Source organism: Burkholderia sp. 10_S31 (assembly GCF_056930375.1).
In genome coordinates, this window is the sequence record NZ_JBXOWK010000003.1 from 1,478,626 (window position 1) to 1,502,153 (window position 23,528).

Here is a 23,528-nt window from a genome sequence, read left to right on the forward strand (position 1 = left end):
CCGTGCGGCTCGCCGAGCCGCATCGCCCCTGTTCGACGCCAAATTGAAGAACCTGATTGTCACCCTCGATCGCGCCGGCGAGTTCGACGAGATCATCGACGTGCGTACGCCGCTCGAGTTCGCCGAGGATCATATTCCCGGCGCGCTGAACGCGCCCGTGCTCAGCAACGAGGAGCGCGTGATCGTCGGCACGATGTACCGCCAGGTGTCGCCGTACGAAGCGACGCGCGTCGGCGCGGCGATGGTCGCACGCAACATCGCGCGCCATCTCGACACCACGTTTGCCGACCGTCCGCGCAACTGGCGGCCGCTGATCTACTGCTGGCGCGGCGGCAAGCGCTCGGGCTCGATGACGACCTGGTTCAACCTGATCGGCTGGCAGGCGCGCCAGCTCGACGGCGGCTACAAGTCTTACCGTCATTCGGTGTGCGCGACGCTCGACACGCTGCCGACGCGGTTTCGCTACATCGCGCTCGTCGGTCATACGGGCTGCGGCAAGACGCGACTGCTGAACGCGCTGCGCGACGTGGGGGCGCAGACGCTCGATCTCGAGGCGCTCGCGCGTCATCGCGGCTCGTTGCTCGGCGCACTGCCGGGAAAACCGCAGCCGTCGCAGAAGGGGTTCGATTCGGGGCTCGTCGAGACACTCGGGCATTTCGACCCCGAATGGCCCGTGTTCGTCGAATCGGAAAGCCGCAGGATCGGGCTCGTGCACCTGCCGATCGCGCTGATCGATGCGTTTCACGCCGGGCCGTGGGTGCAGGTCGACGCGGCGCACGACGAGCGCATCGCGTTCCTCCTTGAAGACTACGCCCACCTGTTCGACGATCCAGCCGCGTTCAAGGCGCAGCTCCATCGGCTGATCGGCCTGCACAGCCGGGACCGGGTGGCGCACTGGAATGCGCTGATCGATGCCAACGCGCGGGCCGACCTGTTCACCGAACTGATCGACAAGCATTACGATCCGGCCTATGCGCGCACCTACCGTGCAACGTACGACACGCCGAACCTGGCGCTGACGTTCACGTTCCAGCCGAATGCGGCCGACGTGCGCGATCAGGCGCGCACGTTGCTGGCCCGGCTCGCGCAAGCGGGGCTGCCTGCGTCGGCCGCGCTGGCGGCAGGCGTGGAATCCACAACCGAGAAAGACCAATCGAGCACCACACGATGACGACCACACGCACTCAACCCAGTCCGGCGCTCGGCTGGATGACCTTCCTGCTAATCGCGGTCGCGGGACTGTTCTACGTGAAATGGTTCCCGTACTACAACAAGGCGTTCGTCGCCGCCGAGCATCATTCGATCGGCCAGTCGATCCTGATGGGCACGTCGGCGAGCGCGCCCGAACCGTCGCTGAAGGCGGCGCTCGACTACGCGTGGGCGTACGGCAAGGCGATCTGGCAGGCGATGGTGCTCGGCCTGCTGCTCGGTTCGGCCGTGCAGGCGCTGCTGCCCGCGCACTGGGTCGCGCGCGCGCTCGGCCGCACCGGCTTCGGCAGTGTCGCCGCGGGCGGCCTGCTGTCGCTGCCCGGCATGATGTGCACGTGCTGCGCGGCACCGGTCGTCGCGGGCCTGCGCGCGCGGCACGCGTCGCCGGGCGGCGCGGTCGCGTTCTGGCTCGGCAACACGGTGCTGAATCCGGCTGCGCTCGTGTTCATGGGTTTCGTGCTCGGCTGGCACTGGAGCGCGCTGCGGCTCGTGCTCGGCATTGCGATGGTGTTCGGGATCGGCTATCTGCTGAACCGCGTCGCGCGCCCGGAGGACCGCAGCATCGACGACGCGCAACTCGCTGCGCTGGTGGCCGAGCAGGCCGCGGCCGGCAATCCGTTCATCCGCTGGATCAAGCTGCTCGCGCGCATGGCCGTGCGGCTCGTGCCCGAATACATCGTGCTCGTGCTGCTGCTCGGCGCGGCGCGCGCATGGCTGTTCCCGCACATCGGCCCGGAGATCGGCAACCATCTCGGCTGGATCATCGCGTTCGCGGTCGCGGGCACGTTGTTCGTGATCCCGACGGCCGGCGAGGTGCCGATCATCCAGGCGATGCTGTCGCTCGGCATGGGCGTCGGCCCGGCCGCCGCGCTGCTGATGACGCTGCCGCCGATCAGCGTGCCGTCGCTCGCGATGCTCGCGCGTTCGTTCAAGCCTTACATGCTGGCGATCGTCACGGGCCTCGTCGTCGTGTTCGGGATCGCGAGCGGGCTGCTCGCGATCGCGTTCGGGTTCTGACGGGCACGCGGGCGGGACGGCAAGCGGGCGCGACAGCCGGACACGTCCGGCTCGCGTGCCCGACCGGCCAACGGGCACGACAGGCCCGGCAGCCGGCAACCGAACCTGCGTGATGGCCGTTGCGCCGCGTGCAGGCTGATTCCGCCGCGCGATCGTCGTAATTTATCCGGCACCGCTGCTTCACGCGCGGTGACCTTTACAAGAAGCAAACAGGAAAACGCATGACCCAACCGAAGATTCATCCTCGACTCGAAAAGGCGCTGACGCGCGGCGATCTCGCGATCCGCCAGGCCAATTCCGCGCGGGCGACGGCCGTGCTGAACGCGCTCGGCACGATGATCATCGAAGCCTCCGCCACGATCGGCGTCGAGGCCAGCATCGAGATTCCACAGGGCGATCGCATTTACGATCCGATGAACGGCTTGTGGCCGCAGAAGATGCTGGTGTCGTTCGACGGCCCGGTAGACGAAGCCGACGCGGAAGAACTGCGTGCGGTCTATCTGGTCGCCGACGATCCGGGTACGCAGTTCCGCGTCGAATGGCATCGCGCGGACGGCAAGCTCGGCCGCCAGGAAGGCGGCCCGCTGGCGACCGTCGCGTTCCTGACCGACGTCGAGATCCCGTGGAGCGACGACGACGAGTAACGTCGTCGTGGTTTCGTCGTATCAAGCTGGCGCCGTGCTCGCCGGCCGTCAGCGCATCATCCGCCGCCGGAACAGCCACGCAGAGACCACGAATCCGCCGACCGCATAGCCGGCGAGCACCGCCAGATGCAGGCCGACGTCCGTCGCCGGCCGGCCGAGCATCGCGGGCCGGATCAGTTCGACCGCGTTCGCGAGCGGCAGCATGTGCGCCGCGTGCTGCGCGATCGGCGGCAGCTGCGTGATCGGGAAGAACACGCCCGACAGCAGCAGCATCGGCGTCAGCACGAGCGTCTGATAAAACATGAAGAAATCGTAGGACGGCGCGAGTGCGGTGACGATCATCGCGGTGCTCGCGAACGCGAGGCCGGCGAGCGCGATCACGGGCAGCGCCGCGAGCATCGACGGAAACTGCGCATAGCCGAGCAGGCCCGCGACGAGCATGATCGCGACGCCCGATAGCAACGCCTTGCTCGCGCCCCAGACAATCTCCCCGAGCACGATGTCGCCGAGCGCGAGCGGCGTGTGCATGATCGCTTCCCAGGTGCGCTGCACGTGCATCCGCGAGAAGCCCGAATACATCGACTCGAAGCTCGCGGACATCATCACGCTCGAACCGACCGTGCCGGCCGCGAGGAACGCGATATACGACACGCCGTCGACGTGGCCGAGCATCAGGCCGAGCCCGAACCCCAGCCCGAACAGGTAGATCATCGGATCGGCGAGGTTGCCGAACAGCGATGCGAGCGCGAGCTTGCGCCACACGAGATAGTTGCGCCGCCATACGGCGATCCAGTTGGTCGCATTCGCGGGCAGCGCGATCGCGAAGCGGGATTCGCGTGGCGGTGCGGACGGCGCGGCGGCGGAATAGTTGCGTACGTCCATGATCGATCAGTCCTGCATTTCGCGGCCCGTGAGCCGCAGGAACACGTCCTCCAGATTGGCCGGACGATGCAGATAGCGCAACCCTGAACGACCCTTGAGTCGTGCACTGAGCGGCTCGGGATCGGTCACGTAGCAGAACAGTGTTTCGCCGCTGATCTCGGTGTGCTTCGCGAACGGCGCCAACTCGTCGCGCAGCGTGACCGGGTCGGGCCCGTAGATCTCGATCACGTCGCAGCCGATCTCCGATTCGATCAGCGCATGCGGCGCGCCTTCTGCTATCTTGCGGCCTTCCTCGATCACGCACAGCCGGTCGCACAGGCGCTCGGCTTCCTCCATGAAATGCGTGGTGATCAGGATCGTCTTGCCGCGCGCGAGCAGCGAGCGCAACCGCTCCCACATCAGGTGCCGCGCCTGCGGATCGAGGCCCGTCGTCGGCTCGTCGAGCACCAGTACGTCGGGATCGTTGACGAGCGCGCGGGCAAGCGTCAGACGCCGCTTCATTCCGCCCGACAGCTCGCCGACCTTCGCATCGGCCTTGTTTTCCAGCTTCGCGAACTCGAGCAACGGCTGCACGAGCGCGCGTGCAGCCTGCGCGGACATCCCGAAATAGCGGCTGAACACGAGCAGGTTTTCGCGGACCGTGAAGTCGGGATCGAGGTTGTCGAACTGCGGGACGACACCGACGCGCTGGCGCGCATGCCGCGCGCGCGACGGAACCGGTTCGCCGCACAGTGAAATGGCGCCGGCATCGGGATACACGAGACCGAGCAGCATCTTCAGCGTCGTGGTCTTGCCGGCGCCGTTCGGCCCGAGCAGTCCGTAGCATTCGCCGGCCTGCACGTGGAACGACAGGTCGTTGACGACGAGCTTGTCGCCGTAGCGCTTTTCGACGTTCCGGAAATCGATCGGTGCAACGGACATGGGCAGGTTGTCGTTGTAAGCGGGCGCGGGCGTGTTTCACAGCCGGCCGGATGGGCATGCGGCGTGCGAACGGATCGGCGCAGGCGTGTCACATGGGCATGATCGGGGCGAACGCACACCGACGGCACGAACGGGCCATTCTAGTGCATCGGCTGCGTCTCTTCAGGGCATGCCCGTGCGGCACGGTGCATGCGCGCACGGATCGTGCACCGCATCATCGCCGACGCGCCCCGCGTGGCGAATCAGCGTTTTCCATCCCTTGCGTCCGGAATTGCGGCGCACCATGATGAGTGCATAGGGCACGTAGTCGCGATAGGGAGGTTTCATGGCTAGCTACAACAAGATTCTGCTGTGCTACGACGGCACGCTCGAAGGACGCAAGGCATTGCGGTGCGGTGCCAATCTCGCGCTGGACCTGAAGGCGGAAACGCATTTGCTGTCGGTGGTCGACATGCGCTCGAGCATCGCGCAAAGCGCAGGGTTGCTGACCGACGTCGCGTGCGGCCGCTTCGAGGAAACCGCGCGCGAGATCCTGCAGGAAGGCGTGAACTGGCTGCGCGAGCGTGGCGTCCAGGCGGAAGGCCATTTCGCGTTCGGCTATCCGATCGACGAAATCGCGAATCTCGCGACGGAGTTGAAGGCCGACCTCGTCGTCGTCGGCCATCGGTGCCGCAGCGGGTTGTCGAGATGGTGGATGGGGTCGGGCAACACGCAACTGCTCGATCGCGTGAGCTGCAGCATTCTGGTCGCATGCTCGTCGGCCGAAGAGCAAAAGGCCGAGATCGCGCGCGAACGCGAAGCGGCCACCGCGAACGGCAAGTGACGCAGTAATCGCGTGACCGGCCGGATTGTCCTGCGATTCAGGCCGGTCGCGTGCCGTGCCGCATCAGCGGCGCCTGGTCCGATCGCGACCGCTTACGCGTGCAGGTCGATCGCGGACAGTTTCCACGAGAACAGGCCGAAGCGGTGGAAGATCGCCGCATAGCGTGTGCCGTCGGCACTGCGCTGGTAGGTCACGACGAATTCATCGATATTCCTGTAGCCGGCACTCGTTTGCTGCGGATGACCCGCATCGCTTGGGCTCGCTGGCGCTGGCGCTGGCGCGGGTGCAGGCGCAGCCGAGGCGGTGGGACTGCTGCCCGGTACGGGTGCGCTCGCCGGATTGGCCGGCGGCACGGCCGGTGCGTTTCCGGGCGCACCGCCTGACGGCGGGCCCGACCATTCGGGTGGCCGCTCGCCCGGATTACCGCGCGGCGGGATGCCGCTCATCAGCGCCGCCACACCTTCCGGTGTCGCATAGGCATCGACCAGCGGGCCGATCAATGCAGATCCGATCAGCGCGCCAATCACCGCGAGCGGATTGTCCTTCTTGACCGCGTCGATCCGGCGCATCAACTCGTCCGTGACCTGCTGCTTCAGGCTGATGCGCAGCGACGGAAAATCGACATATTCGCTGACCGCCTGCCCATCGCGCGCGTCGATCGCCGATTTCAGGCGACTGAGCGCGACGTACGGCGACGCGTATGCATAGCCGATCGCCACCAGGGCGGCGACGGCCAGCACGACGATCAGCAGGGGCTTGAGCCGCCAGGCGCGGCCCGAAGATCCAGTCACGATGCCTCCGGTGCGGACAGGTTCCGCAATCAGAGACCGCCGTGCGTGGCCGATCGTTCCTCGTCGATGCAGCGATCGATCATCCGGCACACGGCATCGATCGTCCCGACCATGATGAGCCGCGATCGACCGTGATAGACGCGCACGGGTGCACGGCGCGCCGGTTCCGCGTGATTCAGGCCGGCGTTCAGCGAGACCCGCGCGAATGCGGGGAGCGCTGACGGCAGCAGCGACGCCTGCCGTTCAACTGCGACTTCTTGGCTCACCACGGGCGCCGCGGCGGACAGCGGTGCGCAGGGCGTGCGGCCGCGCAGGTGACGCAGGCGACCGAATTGACGGAAAGGCAGCAAACGGGAAAGGCGTTCCATGATGTTCTCCTCAGCGAGACCGATTGTCAGAGTTCGCCCGAGCGGATCAGCCCGACGGCGATGCCTTCCAGCGCGAATTCCGCGCTGCCGGCCTTGACGAAGATGTTTTCGTAATCCGGGTTCTCCGCGATCAGCTCGAGGCCGCCGGGCCGGCGCATCAGGCGCTTGACCGTGACGTCGTCGCCGAGACGCGCGACGATGATCTGGCCGTCCTTCGCTTCCGTGCGCTTCTGCACGGCGAGGAGGTCGCCGTCGAGAATGCCGGCGTCGCGCATCGACAGGCCGCGCACCTTCAGCAGGTAGTCGGGCTTGCTCGTGAACAGCGCGGGATCGCACGCGTAATGCTGCGAGATATGCTCCTGCGCGAGGATCGGGCTACCGGCCGCGACCCGGCCGACGAGCGGCAGCGACAGTTGCATCAGGCCGGCGTGCGGCAGCGTGAACTGGTGCGGCGCATCGTCGATGCCGAGCAGGCGGATGCCGCGCGACGCGCCGGCGGCCAGCTCGATCACGCCCTTGCGCGCCAGCGCACGGAGATGCTCCTCGGCCGCATTCGGCGAGCTGAAACCCAGCTCGGCCGCGATCTCGGCACGCGTGGGCGGGAAACCGGAGCGCTCGATCGCGCGGCGGATCAAGTCGAACACTTGCTGTTGACGGGCGGTGAGTTTGGTCATGGCTGAACTGTATGGATAGACAGTGAGCTGTATTTTTATACAGTACTTCGCGAATTTCAAGTGTTACTTGAGGTTCGACGCGATCGCGCCGGTTCCGGCGCGATTTCGCGATGTCCGGACGCCGGTTCGTCTGCCGCAACCGTCCGTCCCGTCTGCGTTAGCACTTTTGAGTATTAAAAAATGAAGAACGATTATTTTTAATCATGTAACCCGTTCGCTAGACTGGCCCGACATCGCAATACCGACAACACTGGAGAACCAAGGATGGCGAAGCGCAATACGGGGCTGGCGGGCGGAGCGGGCCGCCTGATCGCAACACTCGCGCTGGGCGCGGCGGCGGCGCTGGGCGTCGCGACACATGCCCAGGCCGATACGACGTTCCTGAACGTGTCCTACGACCCGACGCGCGAGCTGTACCAGGACTTCAACCAGGCGTTCGGCAAGGAGTGGAAGGCGAAGACGGGCGAGACGGTCAACTTCAAGCAGTCGCACGGTGGCTCGGGCGCGCAGGCGCGCTCGGTGCTCGACGGCCTGCAGGCCGACGTCGTGACGCTCGCGCTGGCCTACGACATCGACGCGCTCGCCAACAAGGGGCTCGTCAACAAGGACTGGCAGAAGCGCTTGCCGGACAACGCGTCGCCGTACACGTCGACGATCGTGTTCCTGGTGCGCAAGGGCAACCCGAAAGGGATCAAGGACTGGGACGACCTGACGAAGCCGGGCATCTCGATCGTCACGCCGAACCCGAAGACCTCGGGCGGCGCGCGCTGGAACTACCTGGCCGCATGGGCGTACGCCGTCCACAAGCCGGGTGGCAACGAGCAGACCGCGAAGGAATTCGTGACGAAGCTCTACAAGAATGCGGGCGTGCTCGACTCGGGCGCGCGCGGTGCGACGACGAGCTTCGTGCAGCGCGGGATCGGCGACGTGCTGATCGCGTGGGAGAACGAGGCGTTCCTGTCGGTCAAGGAATTCGGCACCGACAAGTTCGAGATCGTCGTGCCGTCGGTGAGCATCCTGGCCGAGCCGCCCGTTGCCGTGGTCGACAAGGTGGTCGACAAGAAGGGCACGCGCAAGCTGGCCGAGGCCTACCTGAATTTCCTGTACAGCCCGCAGGGCCAGGAGATCGCGGCGCGCAACGACTACCGTCCGCGTTCGAAGAACGTGCCGGCGAACCTGACGAAGCAGTTCCCGAAGCTGAAGCTGTACACGGTCGACGACACGTTCGGCGGCTGGACGAATGCGCAGAAGACGCATTTCGCGGACGGCGGTGTGTTCGACTCGATCTACAAGCCGCAGTAACGCCAGGCAGCAACCCATAACGACAGCGGCGCGCCACGACAGCGCGCCGCATCCCCGACGGTCCGCCGGCGCGACGCCTCGCGCCGGCGTTTGCGTCGGACCCGTGAGCAGCAACGACCCAGCAAGAGCATCCGATGACGACGTACACCTTTCGCAAGCCGAGCGCGCTGCCCGGTTTCGGCGTGACGCTCGGCATCACGGTGGCCTATTTGAGCCTCGTGGTGCTGATCCCGCTCGCCGCCACGTTCCTGAAGACCGCGACGCTGTCGTGGGACCAGTTCGTCACCGCCGTCGCGTCGCCGCGCGTACTCGCGTCGTACCGGCTGACGTTCTCCGCCGCGCTCGGCGGCGCCTTGATCAACGCCGTGTTCGGCTTTCTCGTCGCGTGGGTGCTGGTGCGCTACACGTTTCCGTTCAAGCGCATCGTCGACGCAATCGTCGACCTGCCGTTCGCGCTACCGACGTCGGTCGCCGGCATCTCGCTTGCAGCCGTCTATGCGACCAACGGCTGGGTCGGCCAGTATCTGGCGCCGTTCGGCATCAAGATCGCGTTTACGCCGGCCGGCGTGCTGGTGGCGCTGACCTTCATCGGGCTGCCGTTCGTCGTGCGCACCGTGCAGCCCGTGCTCGAGGATTTCGAGCGCGAGCAGGAGGAGGCCGCGGCGTGCCTCGGCGCATCGCGCTGGCTGACGTTCCGCCGCGTCGTGCTGCCGGCCGTGCTGCCGGCGCTGCTCACCGGCTTCGCGCTGGCGTTCGCGCGCGCGCTCGGCGAGTACGGGTCGGTGATCTTCATTGCCGGCAACGTGCCGATGAAATCCGAAATCACGTCGCTGCTGATCATCACGAAGCTCGAGCAGTACGACTATGCGGGCGCAACCGCGCTGGCGGTCGTGATGCTGGTCGTGTCGTTCCTGATGCTGCTCCTGATCAACACGCTGCAGTGGCATCTGCAGCGCCGGACGAGCAAGGGGGCGAGCGGCCCCGCGCCGTCGACCGTCACCGTCACCTCGGCAGCAGGAGGCCAGCAATGAGCCAGGAGTCCAGTGCCGTGCTGAACAATCCGTCCGCCGCGCGCGTGAGCGCCGCGAAACGGCTCGACCCCGTCAGCGAGCCGCGCGCCGTGCGCTGGCTGCTGATCGGCGTCGCGCTGGCGTTCCTCGCGTTCTTCCTCGTCGTGCCGCTCGCCGCGGTGTTCTTCGAGGCGCTGCGCAAGGGCGTTGGCTTCTATCTCGAATCGCTCGCCGATCCCGACGCCTGGTCGGCGATCAAGCTGACGCTGACCGTCGCCGTGATCGCGGTGCCGCTGAATCTCGTGTTCGGCGTGTGCGCGTCGTGGGCGATCGCGAAGTTCGAATTCCGCGGCAAGGCATTGCTGACCACGCTGATCGACCTGCCGTTCTCCGTGTCGCCGGTGATCTCGGGCCTCGTCTACGTGCTGCTGTTCGGCGCGCAGGGCTGGCTCGGGCCGTGGCTGCAGGACCATGACGTACAGATCATCTTCGCGGTGCCGGGCATCGTGCTCGCGACGATCTTCGTCACGTTCCCGTTCGTCGCGCGCGAGTTGATCCCGCTGATGCAGGCACAAGGCACCGACGAGGAAGAGGCCGCGCGCGTGCTGGGCGCGTCGGGCTGGCAGATCTTCCGGCGCGTGACGCTGCCGAACGTGAAATGGGGCCTGCTGTACGGCGTGATCCTGTGCAACGCGCGCGCGATGGGCGAGTTCGGTGCGGTGTCGGTCGTGTCCGGCCACATTCGCGGCGTGACCGACACGATGCCGCTGCACGTCGAGATTCTGTACAACGAATACAACTTCGCGGCAGCGTTCGCGGTGGCATCGGTGCTGGCGCTGCTCGCGCTCGTCACGCTCGGGCTGAAGCTGCTCGCCGAGCGTCATCTGGCCGCCGAACTGGCTGGTGCACGCGATGACGTTCCCGCTCATGCCGGCCCCGTCGCCGCCATTTCGTCGAAATCGTAAAGAGGCAACCAGAATGGGTATCACCGTCCGTCACCTTCAGAAGCGCTTCGGCGATTTCACCGCCCTCGACAACGTGTCGCTCGACTTCCCGCCGGGTGAGCTCGTCGCCCTGCTCGGGCCGTCCGGCTGCGGCAAGACCACGCTGCTGCGCGTGATCGCGGGCCTCGAGCACGCGGACGCCGGACAGGTCGTGCTGCAGGGGCTCGACGTCGCGTCGGTCGGCGCGCGCGATCGCCAGGTCGGTTTCGTGTTCCAGCACTACGCGCTGTTTCGTCACATGACCGTATTCGAGAACGTCGCGTTCGGGCTGCGCGTGAAGCCGCGCCGCGAGCGGCCGTCGGAAGCCGTGATCCGCGAGAAGGTGCACGAACTGCTGAAGCTCGTGCAGCTCGACTGGCTCGCGCAGCGTTATCCGTCCGAGCTGTCGGGCGGCCAGCGCCAGCGGATCGCGCTGGCCCGCGCGCTCGCGGTCGAGCCGAAGGTGCTGCTGCTCGACGAGCCGTTCGGCGCGCTCGACGCGAAGGTGCGCAAGGAACTGCGCGGCTGGCTGCGGCGCCTGCACGACGACCTGCACATCTCGACGATCTTCGTCACGCACGACCAGGAAGAGGCGCTGGAAGTGGCCGACCGGATCGTCGTGCTGAACCGCGGCCGCGTGGAGCAGGCCGGCAGCCCGCAGGACGTCTACGATCATCCGCAAAGCGCGTTCGTCTACGAGTTTCTCGGTGCGGCGAACCGGCTGCCGGGCACGGTCGCCGGGCGCGGCTTCGTCGCCGAGGGGGCGGCGGCGCCGATCGCGGTCGACGCCGATTTCGCGGGCCCCGCGAACGCGTACGTGCGGCCGCACGACCTGCAGCTGTGGCCGGCCGGCGACGGCCATCGCGACGGCATCGCGGTCGACGTGCGCCGCGTGATCCCGCTCGGCGGCTCGGTGCGGGTCGAACTCGAGGCGCGTACCGGCGGCGCACTCGAAGCGGAGCTCGATCGCGACGCATGGCGTGCGCTCGCGCTGCAGGTCGGCGACGGCGCGACGGCCGTGCCGCGCGCGGTGCGGGTATTTCCCGCACACTGACGCCCGAACCCGGTAAAGAGAAGAGGGCGGCTACCGCTCCGAATCGACATTCGAACAACGACAGCCTAAGAGGCATACCCATGAATTTTCAGCAATTGCGTTTCGTGCGCGAAGCCGTGCGCCAGAACATGAACCTGACGGAAGTCGCGAACGTGCTGTACACGTCGCAGTCGGGCGTGTCGAAGCAGATCAAGGATCTCGAGGATGAACTGGGCGTCGACATCTTCATCCGGCGCGGCAAGCGGCTCACGGGGCTCACGGAGCCCGGCAAGGCCGTGCACCAGCTGATCGAGCGGATGCTGCTCGATGCGGAAAACCTGCGCCGCGTCGCACGCCAGTTTGCGGACCAGGACAGCGGCCACCTCGTCGTCGCGACGACGCACACGCAGGCGCGCTACGCGCTGCCGAAGGTGATCCGCCAGTTCACCGACGTGTTCCCGAAGGTGCATCTCGCGCTGCGTCAGGGCAGCCCGCAGCAGATCGCGCAGATGATCCTGAACGGCGAAGCCGATCTCGGCATCTCGACCGAGGCGCTCGATCGCTATCCGGACATCGTCACGTTCCCGTGCTATTCGTGGCACCACACGGTCGTCGTACCGAAGGGGCATCCGCTCGTCGGCCGCGAGAACCTGACGCTCGACGAAATCGCCGAGTACCCGATCATCACGTACGACCAGGACTTCACGGGCCGTTCGCACATCGACCAGGCGTTCTCGCAGGCCGGCGCCGTGCCCGACGTCGTGCTGACCGCGATCGATGCGGACGTGATCAAGACCTACGTCGAGCTCGGGATGGGGATCGGCGTCGTCGCGGCGATGGCCTTCGATCCGCAGCGCGACACCGGGCTCGTCGCGCTCGACACGCAGCACCTGTTCGAAGCAAGCACGACGCGTGTCGGGCTGCGCAAGGGCGCGTTCCTGCGCGCGTATGCGTACCGGCTGATCGAGATGTTCGCGCCGCACCTGACCGAGGCGGAAATCGCCGGGCTGCTGCGCGAAGCGGTCTGACGGCGGGGCGACGTTTCGGGGGCGCGGCAAGCGCGCGCCGGACGCGTTGCATGCGGGCCGCCATGACGCCGGTTTCGTGCCGTCACGGTGTGCCCGCGCGGCGCACTTTCGATGCTCGTGCTGTTCGCGATCGCGGTCGTTTCGGGGTGGTCGTCGATAGCAGTGGGCGTGAAGCGCCTGCACGACACCGACAAGCCGGGGTGGTGAATGCTGCCGATCGTCGGCGCGATCGCGCTGTTCGTGATGAACGGCTTCATTGCCGGCACGCCGCACGCGAATCGCTTCGGCGAGCCGCCGTCGGACGATCGCGACGAAGCGACGCCGCGGAACTCGGTATAACACACCGCAATCGGCATGCGCAGCCGCGCGCTCCGAAAAAACCCTTAATTATTGATCAGACGGGTTGCGCGTCGAACCGAAACGGTACAGCATAGCCTTCACTCCGCCGGCGTCCCGCCGGCGGTGGCGCGTCGACGACAGCACGCGCCAGGCAGTCGGCCGTCTGCCTCGCTTCCATTCCGTGGTACCGACAAGCAGCATCGATGGCCAATGTGTGGGTAGTGTGACGCAAACGTTTGCTCACATTAAAACAACAGTCGAACAATAATCCGGCCCTCGGGCCCGTCGCCAGGAGATGTGTATGAATGTCCTTTTTCGCCGTCGATTCCTGACCGCCGCGCTTGCCGCAGTCGCGGTCGCCGCCGCACCGGCCGTCCATGCGCAATCCACGGCCAAGCCGAAGGTCGCGCTCGTAATGAAGTCGCTCGCCAACGAGTTCTTCCTGACGATGGAAAACGGCGCGAAGGAATACCAGAAGCACAACGCCGGCCAGTTCGACCTGATCACGAACGGTATCAAGGACGAGACCGATACCGCGAACCAGATCCGCATCGTCGAGCAAATGATCGTGTCGAAGGTCGATGCGATCGTGATCGCGCCGGCTGATTCGAAGGCGCTCGTGCCGGTCGTGAAGAAGGCGGTCGACGCGGGCATCATCGTCGTGAACATCGACAACCGGCTCGATCCGGACGTGCTGAAGTCGAAGAACCTGAACGTGCCGTTCGTCGGCCCCGACAACCGCAAGGGCGCGCGCAAGATCGGCGACTACCTCGCGAAGCGGCTGAAGGCGGGCGATCAGGTCGGCATCGTCGAAGGCGTGTCGACGACGACCAACGCGCAGCAGCGCACGGCCGGCTTCGAGGATGCGATGAAGGCGGGCGGGATGAAGGTCGTGTCGGTGCAGTCGGGCGAATGGGAGATCGACAAGGGCAATGCGGTCGCGTCCGCGATGCTCAACGAATACCCGAACCTGCGGGCGCTGCTGTGCGGCAACGACAACATGGCGATCGGCGCCGTGTCGGCCGTGCGGGCGGCGGGCAAGCAGGGCAAGGTGTTCGTGGTCGGCTACGACAACATCAACGCGATCAAGCCGATGCTGAAGGACGGTCGCGTGCTCGCGACCGCCGACCAGTACGCGGCGAAGCAGGCCGTGTTCGGCATCGACACGGCGCTCAAGGCGATCGCCGAGCACCGCAAGCAGGCCGACATGTCCGGTGTGGTCGAGACGCCGGTGGATCTCGTGACGAAGTAACGCCGCCCCGTCACGGCCGCCGCCCTCAAGAATCCGGGCTGGCGGCCGTTATACGGTGTGAGCGCGATCACGGCCACTGCTGCACTTGTGAGCGTCATACCCGCGCGCCGCGTGCGCGCGGCCGCAACCAGGATCGCGATGGAACCGACCTTCCAACCCTCCCGTTCAGCCGTTCCCGTGCTGTCCGTCTCGGGCGTGGGCAAGACCTACGCCGAACCCGTGCTCGCCGACGTCACGCTGACCCTCGCGCCGGGTGAAGCGCTTGCGCTGACGGGCGAGAACGGCGCGGGCAAGAGCACGCTGTCGAAGATCATCGGCGGGCTCGTCGACCCGACGACCGGCACGATGCAGCTCGGCGGCCGGGCCTATGCGCCGGCGAGCCGCACGCAGGCAGAGACGCTCGGCGTGCGCATGGTGATGCAGGAGCTGAACCTGCTGCCGACGCTGACGGTCGCCGAAAACCTGTTCCTGAATCGTCTGCCGCGCCGCTTCGGCATCATCGATCGCGCGCGGCTGCGCGACGATGCGCGTGCCGCGATGGCGCAGGTCGGGCTCGACGCGGTCGACCCCGATACGCCGGTCGGTGCGCTCGGCATCGGCCACCAGCAGATGGTCGAGATCGCGCGCAACCTGATCGGCGACTGCCGCGTGCTGATCCTCGACGAGCCGACCGCGATGCTGACTGCACGCGAGGTCGAGCTGCTGTTCGAGCAGATCGACCGGCTGAAGGCGCGCGGCGTGGCGATCGTCTACATCTCGCACCGGCTCGAGGAGCTCGCGCGCGTCGCCGAGCGCGTCGCGGTATTGCGCGACGGCCGGCTCGTGCACGTCGGCGACATGGCCGCGACGACGTCCGACCGGCTCGTCACGCTGATGGTCGGGCGCGAGATCGGCGAGCACATCGATCTCGGCACGCGCCGGATCGGCCCGCCGCGACTCGTCGTGTCGGGCATGACGCGCGGCACGGCCGTGCAGGACGTGTCGCTCGAGGTGCGCTCGGGCGAAATCTTCGGCATCTCGGGGCTGATCGGCGCGGGGCGCACCGAATTGCTGCGGCTGATCTACGGCGCGGACACGCCGGACGCCGGGATGATCGCGGTCGGCGATCCGCTGAAGCCGGCGCGCATCGGGTCGCCCGTCGACGCGGTGCGGCACGGCATCGCGCTGATCACCGAGGACCGCAAGGGCGAAGGGCTGCTGCTGTCGCAGTCGGTCACGTCGAACGTGTCGCTCGGCCAGCTTGACCGGCTGGCGCGCGGCGGCATCGTCGACACGGCGCGCGAGACGGCGCTCGCCGAGCAGCAGATCGACGCGTTGCGGATCCGCACGCACGGCGCCGCGCAGGCGGTCGGCGAACTGTCGGGCGGCAACCAGCAGAAGGTCGTGATCGGCCGCTGGCTCGCGCGCGACATGGGCGTGCTGCTGTTCGACGAGCCGACCCGCGGAATCGACGTCGGCGCCAAATTCGAGATCTACACGCTGATGGGCGCGCTCGCGCGCGACGGCCGCGCGCTGGTGGTCGTATCGAGCGACCTGCGCGAGCTGATGCTGATCTGCGACCGGATCGGCGTGATGTCGGCCGGCCGCATGACCGCCGTGTTCGAACGCGGCAACTGGACCCAGGATGCGCTGCTGGCCGCGGCGTTCGCCGGCTTCGGCCGCGAAGCGCTGCCGGAAGGCACGCGGCATCCGGATGCGGAAAGCGCGCCGCGCGCGGCTTCCGGCACTTCGACGACAGGACGACCGCAATGACCCAGCCTCCCGTATCCCCGACCGACGCAGGCGCGCAGCAGGACGTGACGGGGCGCCGCGCGCGCACGCTGTCCGGCACGCGGCTCGGCCTGTCGAACTACCTCGGGCTCGCCGGCGCGCTCGCCGCGATGATCGCGCTGTTTTCGGTGCTGAGCTCGCATTTCCTGACCTACGATACGTTCAGTACGATCGCGAACCAGATTCCCGATCTCGTCGTGATGTCGGTCGGAATGACCTTCGTGCTGATCATCGCGGGCATCGACCTGTCGGTCGGCTCGGTGCTGGCGCTGGCCGCGTCGATGGTCAGCGTGGCCGCGTTGAAATGGCAGTGGGGGCCGCTGCCGGCCGCGCTGATTGGGATCGCGATCGCGACCTTGACCGGTTCGCTGACCGGTGCGATCACGGTCGGCTGGCGGATTCCGTCGTTCATCGTGTCGCTCGGCGTGCTCGAGGCCGCGCGCGGTGTCGCATACCAGCTGACGAATTCGCGCACGGCCTACATCGGCGACGCGTTCGATTTCCTGTCGAACCCCATCGCGCTGGGCATCTCGCCGGCGTTCCTGATCGCGGTTGCGGTGATGCTTGCGGCGCAGTTCGTGCTCACGCGCACCGTATTCGGGCGCTATCTGGTCGGGATCGGCACGAACGAAGAGGCTGTCCGGCTTGCCGGGGTTAACCCGCAGCCGTATAAAATCATCGTATTCGCATTGATGGGCGCGCTCGCAGGGCTCGCGTCGCTGTTCCAGATTTCGCGGCTCGAGGCCGCCGACCCGAACGCGGGCGTGGGCCTCGAGCTGCAGGTGATCGCAGCCGTCGTGATTGGCGGCACGAGCCTGATGGGCGGGCGCGGCTCGGTGATCAGCACGTTCTTCGGCGTGTTGATCATCTCCGTGCTGGCCGCAGGGCTGGCGCAGATCGGCGCGAACGAGCCGACCAAACGGATCATCACCGGGGCGGTGATCGTGGTGGCGGTCGTGCTCGATACGTATCGCAGCCGGCGCGCGCGCGCCCGGTAAGAACTACACAGAAAGCAGACCAGAGAGAAACGGGAAATGGCGACGATCAAGGATGTGGCGGCCATGGCGGGCGTGTCGTTTACGACCGTCTCGCACGTGGTGAACAATTCGCGGCCGGTGTCCGCGGATGTGCGTGCGAAGGTCGAGGGCGCAATCCGCGAACTGAACTACGTGCCGTCGGCGGTGGCGCGCTCGCTGAAGGCGCGCTCGACGGCGACCATCGGCCTCGTCGTGCCGAACAGCACGAATCCGTACTTCGCGGAGCTTGCGCGTGGCATCGAGGACCAGTGCGCGGCCAACGGCTATTGCGTGTTCTTCTGCAATTCGGACGACGATCCCGTGAAGCAGCGCAACTACCTGCGCGTGCTGCAGGAAAAGCGCATCGACGGGCTGATCGTCGCGTCGGCCGGCGAGGATGCGGTGCTCGCGCAGACGCTCGCTGACGCCCATGCGCCACTCGTCGTCGTCGACCGCAACATCGAAGGGCTCGCGGCCGACCTCGTGCAGATCGATCACGAACGCGGCGCGTACCTGGCGACGCGTCACCTGCTCGAACTCGGGCACGCGAAGATCGGCTGCATCACCGGGCCGACGGACACGGCCGTCAGTGCGATGCGCGTGCATGGCTTCATCCGCGCGATGGCCGAGCGCGGGATCGACATCGTGCCGGGCGCGATCGCGGAAAGCGATTTTTCGTGCCTCGGCGGCTATCACGCGGCGTCGCGACTGTTCGAGTCGGTGCGTCCGAGCGCGATTTTCGCGGGCAACGACCTGATGGGCGTCGGTGCGCTGCGCGCGGCGGCCGAGCGCGGGATGCGCGTGCCGGACGACTGCTCGATCATTGGCTTCGACGACATCGAATTCTCCCGCTACACGTATCCGGCGCTGTCGACGGTCGGCCAGTCGGTGCGCGCGCTCGGCGAAATGGCCGCGCAGACGCTGATCGAGCGGATCGGCGGCGGCTCGACGGCCGCGCCGAGCCGCCGTCGCGTCGTGTCGCCGCGCCTCGTGCTGCGCGAATCGACGGCGGTCTACCACGAGCCGGCCGTGCCCGGCGGTCGCGCATGACGGCCCGCGCAGCGCTCGCCGGCCGCGTGACGGTGGTCGGCAGCCTCAACATGGATCTCGTCGTGCGGGCGCCGCGGCTGCCGCTGCCGGGCGAAACGCTCGCTGGCCATGCCTACGCGCAGGCGGCGGGCGGCAAGGGCGGCAACCAGGCCGTCGCGGCCGCGCGGCTCGGTGCGCAGGTCACGATGATCGGCTGCGTCGGCGCGGATGCGCACGGCACCGCGCTGCGGGCCGGCCTCGAGGCCGAAGGCATCGACTGCTCGCGGCTCGCGACGAGCGCAGCGGCATCGACCGGCGTCGCACTGATCGTCGTCGACGATGCGAGCCAGAACACGATCGTGATCGTCGCGGGTGGCAACGGCGAAGTCACGACCGATACGGTGGCGCAGCACGAGGCCGCGCTGGCCGCGACCGACGTACTGATCTGCCAGCTCGAGACGCCGCCTGATGCCGTGTTCGCCGCGCTGTCGGCCGGGCGGCGGCTCGGCCGCACCGTGGTGCTCAATCCGGCGCCGGCCGTCGCGCCGCTGCCGCACGGCTGGCTGCCGCTGGTCGATTACCTGATCCCGAACGAAGTCGAGGCGGCCGCGCTGACCGGGCTGCCGGTGCGCGATCCGGCCGAGGCGGAAGCCGCGGCGCGGGCGCTGCAGGCGGCCGGCACGCGCAACGTACTGATCACGCTCGGCGCGCGCGGCGTGCTCGCACTGACGGCCGACGGCGCAGCGCGCCACTATCCGGCGCCCGTCGTGCAGGCGGTCGACACGACCGCGGCCGGCGATACCTTCATCGGCGGCTTCGCCGCCCGGCTCGCGGCCGGCGACGACGTCGACACCGCAATCCGCTTCGCGCAACTCGCAGCAGCGCTGTCGGTCACGCGCGCAGGCGCGCAGCCGTCGATTCCCACCCTCGCCGAACTGGCCGAACAGCGCTAGTTCGCGCATCCCGGCCGGCGCCTGCGGCAACAGGCGGCCGGCCCGCTCTCGCTGACCATCCGGAATTCGACATTCGCCCTGTTATTTCACAGCGAGGGCTCGAATGTTCCGCACCAATTATTCATCAATATGTAATAAACAGACGGATTCCGCGGAAAATTGACGTCAATACCATCAAGTTGCGCAGCAGACGGTCGTAAATGCATCGGAACGAAACAATGTTCCGAAAACGGGCCCGGCCCGTCCATGACGACGCAACACAGGAAGAATGATGGTGATCGGAAACCTGACGATACGTGCGCGCATCGGTTTGACGATGGCGTTTCTCGCGGTACTGCTGGGGGTGATCGGCGGGCTTGGTCTGTACGGGATGGCGCGCTCGAACGACTCGACGCGCGAAATCTTCACGAACCGGATGCCGGGCACGGTCGATGTGGCCGTTGCTGAAATGTATGCGGCGCGCGAGCGCCTTGCGCTCGATCGCGCCGCGCTGCTGGCCGGGACACCCGATTCGGCTGCCGCAGTGGAGCGTAGCCGGGCGATGCGTGCGCAGTCCGATTCGTGGTGGAAAAAGTACCTTGCGCTGCCGCGCGATGCGCAGGAGGACCGACTCGCGCAGGATGTCGCCGCGAAGCGGCAGGCGCTACAGCGCAGTTGCGACACGTTCGGAGACCTTCTCGCGACAGGCGACCACGTCCGGATCGGCGATAGCGCCAAGCAGCTCCAGGTGCTTTACAACGATCTCGCGGTTGCGAGCGAGGCGCTGCGCAATGTCCAGTTCAGCGCGGTGCAGACGAGCTTCGATCATTCGGAATCCGCGTACGAAACGATGCGCGTGCTGTCGATCGTCGTGCTGGCGGCCGGTCTGGTCGCGGCGGTGCTGTCGTGGCTGACGCTCAGCCGCGCGATCGGCCGTCCGCTCGCGGACGCGCTCGCGCATTTCGACGCAATCGCCGCGGGCGACCTGCGCCGCTCGATCTTCGTGCACCGACGAGATGAAATGGGCCTGCTCCTCGACGGCCTCGCGAACATGCAGCGCGGCCTCGTCGACACGGTGCGCACCGTGCGCGGCGGCAGCGAATCGATCGCGACCGCGGCCCGGCAGATTGCCGCCGGCAACATCGACCTGTCGTCGCGCACGGAAGAACAGGCGGCTGCGTTGCAGGAAACCGCGTCGAGCATGGAACAGCTGACCGGCACCGTGAAGCAGAACGCGGAGAATGCGCGGCAGGCAAGCTCGCTGGCCGCGAATGCGTCGGAGATTGCAAACAAGGGCAATACGGTGGTCGGCCGGGTGGTCGGCACGATGGGCGAGATCAACGACAGCTCCGCGAAGATCGCGGACATCATCGCGCTCATCGAGGGAATCGCGTTCCAGACCAACATCCTGGCGCTGAACGCGGCTGTGGAGGCCGCGCGCGCCGGCGAGGAAGGGCGCGGCTTCGCGGTCGTCGCGGGCGAGGTGCGCAGCCTCGCGCAGCGTTCGTCGAGCGCGGCCAAGGAGATCAAGGCGCTGATCGATGCGTCGGTGGAGCGCATCCGCGCGGGGTCGACGCTGGTCGACGAAGCCGGTCGCACGATGAGCGACGTGATCGGTGCAGTGCAGCGGGTCACGGACATCATGGGCGAAATCGCGGCGGCGTCCGAGGAGCAGAGCGGCGGGATCGATCAGGTCGCGCGTGCGGTCGCGCAGATGGATGAGGTCACACAGCAGAACGCCGCGCTCGTCGAGGAGGCGGCGGCCGCTGCGCAGTCGCTCGACGAACAGGCCGCGCGTCTGCGCGAAACGGCGTCGGTGTTCCGGATCGACGACGACGCGGCGCGGCCGGTGGCTGCCGAGGCAGCACGCCAGGTGCCGCGCGCGGCGTCCGCGCCGGTTGTTGCGTCCGCTGCGTCCGCTGCGTCGCCCGCACCGGGCGTTGCGCGCGACGATCGCAAGGCAGCACCGAAGCGCACGGCGCCGGCACGCAAGCCGGCGGCTGCGTCTGCAGCGCCGGCACCGGTCGCCGCGGCTGCCGGCGCCGACGACTGGGAGACGTTCTGATTCGCGCGCGCCGCGTATCTATCCCCATTTGACAACATACGACGCCCGCGACGTGCGGGCGTCGTCGTTTCGGCGCGCGATGAAATGTGACAGCGCGTGTGAACGTTCGTGCATCGCCGCGCGTTGCATGCGCGCATCCGCGCTACGGGTATCTCCGGACGATGCGAGAAAAATTTGTAACGGTGCGCGTGGCGTGTCGTCGAAAACGTCTGCTCGAACGTCTAGGGATGAAGGGGGGAGTGGAGAGGCTGCGACGACGGAGGTGTCCGGTGCACGAGACGTTCCGATGCTCGACGAGACGCGGCGGATGCAGTTTCTGCGGCTCGGGAGATCAATTGTAAAGCGTCAAAATGCGTTGTCCAAGCGGTGTTGTCGAGAATGACGAACTTCATACGAAGAGTTCGTGAAAAAAAATAAGAAAGGGTTTAGGATGAATTCGAACGCGCTTGCTTCTGCGCAGTCATACGAAGGCAAGCACGTCTTCAGACTCAGGCGAGGGAGGTAGCATGGATATTTACAGCAGCTTCGCGAACCGCTTCGAAAAAACGCGAGAGGAAGAATTCTCGCTGGAGGAGTACCTCGCGCTCTGCAAGAACGATCCGTCAGCGTACGCCACAGCAGGCGAACGCATGCTGGCTGCAATCGGGGAACCTGAACAAATCGATACCCGCATCGATCCGCGCCTGTCGCGGATCTTCGCGAACAAGGTTATCAAGGTCTATCCCGCGTTCCGTGAGTTCTACGGAATGGAGGAAGTGATCGAGCAGGTGGTCGCGTACTTCCGCCACGCTGCGCAAGGGCTCGAAGAGAAGAAGCAGATCCTCTACCTGCTCGGCCCGGTGGGCGGTGGCAAGTCGTCGATCGCCGAGCGCCTGAAGCAACTGATGGAGCGCGTGCCGTTCTACTCGCTGAAGGGTTCTCCGGTCAACGAATCGCCGCTCGGGCTCTTCGACTACGACGAGGACGGCCCGATCCTCGAAGAGCAATACGGGATTCCGCGCCGCTACCTGAAGAACATCCTGAGTCCGTGGGCCGTCAAGCGCCTGCACGAATACAACGGCGACATCCGCCAGTTCCGCGTGGTGCGCCGCTATCCGTCGATCCTCCGGCAGATCGGCATCGCGAAGACGGAGCCTGGTGACGAGAACAACCAGGATATTTCCTCGCTCGTCGGCAAGGTCGACATCCGCAAGCTCGAACAGTACGCGCAGGACGATGCCGATGCGTACAGCTACTCGGGCGGCCTGTGCCTGGCGAACCAGGGGCTGCTGGAATTCGTCGAAATGTTCAAGGCGCCGATCAAGGTGCTGCACCCGCTGCTGACCGCGACGCAGGAAGGCAACTTCAAGGGCACCGAAGGATTCGGCGCGATTCCGTTCGACGGGGTGATCCTCGCGCACTCGAACGAGTCTGAGTGGAAGGCATTCCGCAACAACCGCAACAACGAGGCACTGCTCGACCGGATCTTCGTCGTGAAGGTGCCGTACTGCCTGCGCGTGTCGGAAGAGGTCAAGATCTACGAGAAGCTGATCCGCAACTCGTCGCTCGCCGAAGCCGTATGCGCACCGGGCACGCTGAAGATGATGTCGCAGTTCTCAGTGCTGTCGCGCCTGCACGAGCCGGAGAATTCGAGCCTGTTCTCGAAGATGCAGGTGTATGACGGCGAAAACCTGAAGGACACCGATCCGAAGGCGAAGTCGTATCAGGAGTATCGCGACTACGCGGGCGTGGACGAAGGGATGACGGGCGTGTCGACACGCTTCGCGTTCAAGATCCTGTCGCGCGTGTTCAACTTCGATTCGAGCGAGGTCGCGGCGAACCCCGTGCACCTGATGTACGTGCTCGAGCAGCAGATCGAACGCGAGCAGTTCCCGCCGGAAACCGAGCAGAAGTACCTGTCGTTCGTGAAGGATGTGCTCGCGTCGCGCTACGCGGAATTCATCGGCAAGGAGATCCAGACGGCGTACCTCGAATCGTATTCCGAGTATGGGCAGAACATCTTCGACCGCTACGTCACGTACGCGGATTTCTGGATCCAGGATCAGGAATTCCGCGATCACGACACGGGCGAGAGCTTCGATCGCGCCGCGCTGAATGCGGAGCTGGAGAAGATCGAGAAGCCGGCCGGCATCAGCAATCCGAAGGATTTCCGTAACGAGATCGTGAACTTCGTGTTGCGTGCGCGGGCGGCGAACGCCGGCAAGAATCCCGTGTGGACGAGCTACGAGAAGTTGCGCGTCGTGATCGAGAAGAAGATGTTCTCGAATACCGAGGAACTGTTGCCGGTCATTTCGTTCAATGCGAAGGGCTCGGCGGAGGAACAACGCAAGCATGAGGACTTTGTGAACCGGATGGTCGCGAAGGGCTATACGCCGAAGCAGGTGAGGCTGCTTTGCGACTGGTACCTGCGCGTGCGCAAGTCGTCATGACACGCGCGGTA

Annotated in this window: 24 protein-coding genes; 18 read left to right on the forward strand and 6 right to left on the reverse strand. The window is 66.5% G+C overall.

The genetic code is table 11. The annotated features are described in order from the left end of the window. Window positions 1-43: 43 nt before the first annotated feature. From mnmH to AC1Z3W_RS26960, 3 genes are all read left to right on the forward strand, one after another. Window positions 44-1,171, forward strand: coding sequence for a tRNA 2-selenouridine(34) synthase MnmH (gene mnmH, locus AC1Z3W_RS26950; protein ID WP_483508824.1), 1,128 nt, complete (start codon window positions 44-46; stop codon window positions 1,169-1,171). Then, window positions 1,168-2,226 (forward strand): permease, encoded by a 1,059-nt coding sequence (locus AC1Z3W_RS26955; protein ID WP_124833054.1) that lies wholly within the window; start codon window positions 1,168-1,170, stop codon window positions 2,224-2,226. The genes mnmH and AC1Z3W_RS26955 overlap by 4 nt, the downstream gene beginning before the upstream one ends. 221 nt (window positions 2,227-2,447) lie before the next feature. Continuing rightward, window positions 2,448-2,870 carry a hypothetical protein gene (locus tag AC1Z3W_RS26960; RefSeq protein WP_057924414.1) on the forward strand — a complete coding sequence of 141 codons (423 nt, stop codon included), beginning with the start codon at window positions 2,448-2,450 and terminating at the stop codon, window positions 2,868-2,870. 48 nt (window positions 2,871-2,918) lie between these two features. On the opposite strand, the gene AC1Z3W_RS26965 is transcribed toward AC1Z3W_RS26960, so the two are convergent. The 3 genes from AC1Z3W_RS26965 to AC1Z3W_RS26975 all read right to left on the reverse strand — a co-directional run bounded on the left by AC1Z3W_RS26965 (window position 2,919) and on the right by AC1Z3W_RS26975 (window position 5,000). Further along, window positions 2,919-3,752: an ABC transporter permease gene (locus AC1Z3W_RS26965; RefSeq protein ID WP_483508825.1), complete on the reverse strand. Its 834-nt coding sequence runs from the start codon at window positions 3,750-3,752 to the stop codon at window positions 2,919-2,921. A 6-nt stretch (window positions 3,753-3,758) separates the two neighbouring features. Continuing rightward, complete coding sequence (nodI, locus tag AC1Z3W_RS26970; protein ID WP_057924416.1) at window positions 3,759-4,673, reverse strand: nodulation factor ABC transporter ATP-binding protein NodI; 915 nt, start codon at window positions 4,671-4,673, stop codon at window positions 3,759-3,761. A 162-nt stretch (window positions 4,674-4,835) separates the two neighbouring features. After that, complete coding sequence (locus AC1Z3W_RS26975; RefSeq protein WP_160327430.1) at window positions 4,836-5,000, reverse strand: hypothetical protein; 165 nt, start codon at window positions 4,998-5,000, stop codon at window positions 4,836-4,838. Here AC1Z3W_RS26975 and AC1Z3W_RS26980 point away from each other — a divergent pair. Next, entirely contained in the window at window positions 4,999-5,496 is a 498-nt protein-coding gene (locus tag AC1Z3W_RS26980) for a universal stress protein (RefSeq protein ID WP_057924417.1), read from the forward strand. The genes AC1Z3W_RS26975 and AC1Z3W_RS26980 overlap by 2 nt on opposite strands. Window positions 5,497-5,588: 92 nt before the next feature. On the opposite strand, the gene AC1Z3W_RS26985 is transcribed toward AC1Z3W_RS26980, so the two are convergent. From AC1Z3W_RS26985 to lexA, 3 genes are read right to left on the reverse strand one after another with little or no spacing between them, the layout of a single operon-like run. Further along, window positions 5,589-6,287, reverse strand: a complete 699-nt coding sequence (locus AC1Z3W_RS26985) for a DUF2939 domain-containing protein (RefSeq protein ID WP_483508828.1) — start codon at window positions 6,285-6,287, stop codon at window positions 5,589-5,591. Between the two features lie 29 nt (window positions 6,288-6,316). Further along, a complete protein-coding gene (locus tag AC1Z3W_RS26990) occupies window positions 6,317-6,655 on the reverse strand; it encodes a hypothetical protein (protein ID WP_057924419.1) in 339 nt (112 codons plus the stop codon). 26 nt (window positions 6,656-6,681) lie between these two features. Further along, entirely contained in the window at window positions 6,682-7,329 is a 648-nt protein-coding gene (gene lexA, locus AC1Z3W_RS26995) for a transcriptional repressor LexA (RefSeq protein WP_006754655.1), read from the reverse strand. A 264-nt stretch (window positions 7,330-7,593) separates the two neighbouring features. On the opposite strand from lexA, the gene AC1Z3W_RS27000 reads away from it, so the two are divergent. From AC1Z3W_RS27000 to AC1Z3W_RS27065, 14 genes are all read left to right on the forward strand, one after another. Then, window positions 7,594-8,631, forward strand: coding sequence for a sulfate ABC transporter substrate-binding protein (locus AC1Z3W_RS27000; RefSeq protein WP_057924420.1), 1,038 nt, complete (start codon window positions 7,594-7,596; stop codon window positions 8,629-8,631). Between the two features lie 134 nt (window positions 8,632-8,765). Beyond that, window positions 8,766-9,662, forward strand: a complete 897-nt coding sequence (gene cysT / locus AC1Z3W_RS27005; RefSeq protein WP_057924421.1) for a sulfate ABC transporter permease subunit CysT — start codon at window positions 8,766-8,768, stop codon at window positions 9,660-9,662. Beyond that, on the forward strand, window positions 9,659-10,606 hold the full coding sequence (gene cysW, locus AC1Z3W_RS27010; RefSeq protein WP_057924422.1) for a sulfate ABC transporter permease subunit CysW: 948 nt from the start codon (window positions 9,659-9,661) through the stop codon (window positions 10,604-10,606). The genes cysT and cysW overlap by 4 nt, the downstream gene beginning before the upstream one ends. Window positions 10,607-10,619: 13 nt before the next feature. Further along, on the forward strand, window positions 10,620-11,678 hold the full coding sequence (locus tag AC1Z3W_RS27015; RefSeq protein ID WP_057924423.1) for a sulfate/molybdate ABC transporter ATP-binding protein: 1,059 nt from the start codon (window positions 10,620-10,622) through the stop codon (window positions 11,676-11,678). 80 nt (window positions 11,679-11,758) lie between these two features. Further along, window positions 11,759-12,685, forward strand: coding sequence for a CysB family HTH-type transcriptional regulator (locus AC1Z3W_RS27020; protein ID WP_124833050.1), 927 nt, complete (start codon window positions 11,759-11,761; stop codon window positions 12,683-12,685). 111 nt (window positions 12,686-12,796) lie between these two features. Beyond that, on the forward strand, window positions 12,797-12,892 hold the full coding sequence (locus AC1Z3W_RS27025) for a DUF805 domain-containing protein (RefSeq protein WP_124833049.1): 96 nt from the start codon (window positions 12,797-12,799) through the stop codon (window positions 12,890-12,892). Further along, window positions 12,893-13,024, forward strand: coding sequence for a DUF805 domain-containing protein (locus AC1Z3W_RS27030; RefSeq protein ID WP_148095686.1), 132 nt, complete (start codon window positions 12,893-12,895; stop codon window positions 13,022-13,024). A gap of 301 nt (window positions 13,025-13,325) precedes the next feature. Further along, complete coding sequence (locus AC1Z3W_RS27035) at window positions 13,326-14,276, forward strand: sugar ABC transporter substrate-binding protein (protein WP_124833048.1); 951 nt, start codon at window positions 13,326-13,328, stop codon at window positions 14,274-14,276. A gap of 138 nt (window positions 14,277-14,414) precedes the next feature. Beyond that, entirely contained in the window at window positions 14,415-16,028 is a 1,614-nt protein-coding gene (locus AC1Z3W_RS27040; protein WP_057924426.1) for a sugar ABC transporter ATP-binding protein, read from the forward strand. Then, a complete protein-coding gene (locus AC1Z3W_RS27045; protein ID WP_483508830.1) occupies window positions 16,025-17,044 on the forward strand; it encodes an ABC transporter permease in 1,020 nt (339 codons plus the stop codon). The genes AC1Z3W_RS27040 and AC1Z3W_RS27045 overlap by 4 nt, the downstream gene beginning before the upstream one ends. A gap of 36 nt (window positions 17,045-17,080) precedes the next feature. Further along, entirely contained in the window at window positions 17,081-18,112 is a 1,032-nt protein-coding gene (locus AC1Z3W_RS27050) for a LacI family DNA-binding transcriptional regulator (protein ID WP_057924428.1), read from the forward strand. Continuing rightward, entirely contained in the window at window positions 18,109-19,044 is a 936-nt protein-coding gene (gene rbsK, locus AC1Z3W_RS27055; RefSeq protein ID WP_483508831.1) for a ribokinase, read from the forward strand. Before AC1Z3W_RS27050 ends, rbsK begins: the two co-directional genes overlap by 4 nt. Window positions 19,045-19,315: 271 nt before the next feature. Continuing rightward, window positions 19,316-21,088 carry a methyl-accepting chemotaxis protein gene (locus AC1Z3W_RS27060; RefSeq protein WP_483508832.1) on the forward strand — a complete coding sequence of 591 codons (1,773 nt, stop codon included), beginning with the start codon at window positions 19,316-19,318 and terminating at the stop codon, window positions 21,086-21,088. Between the two features lie 506 nt (window positions 21,089-21,594). Continuing rightward, window positions 21,595-23,517: a PrkA family serine protein kinase gene (locus AC1Z3W_RS27065; RefSeq protein ID WP_057924430.1), complete on the forward strand. Its 1,923-nt coding sequence runs from the start codon at window positions 21,595-21,597 to the stop codon at window positions 23,515-23,517. Window positions 23,518-23,528: the final 11 nt, after the last annotated feature.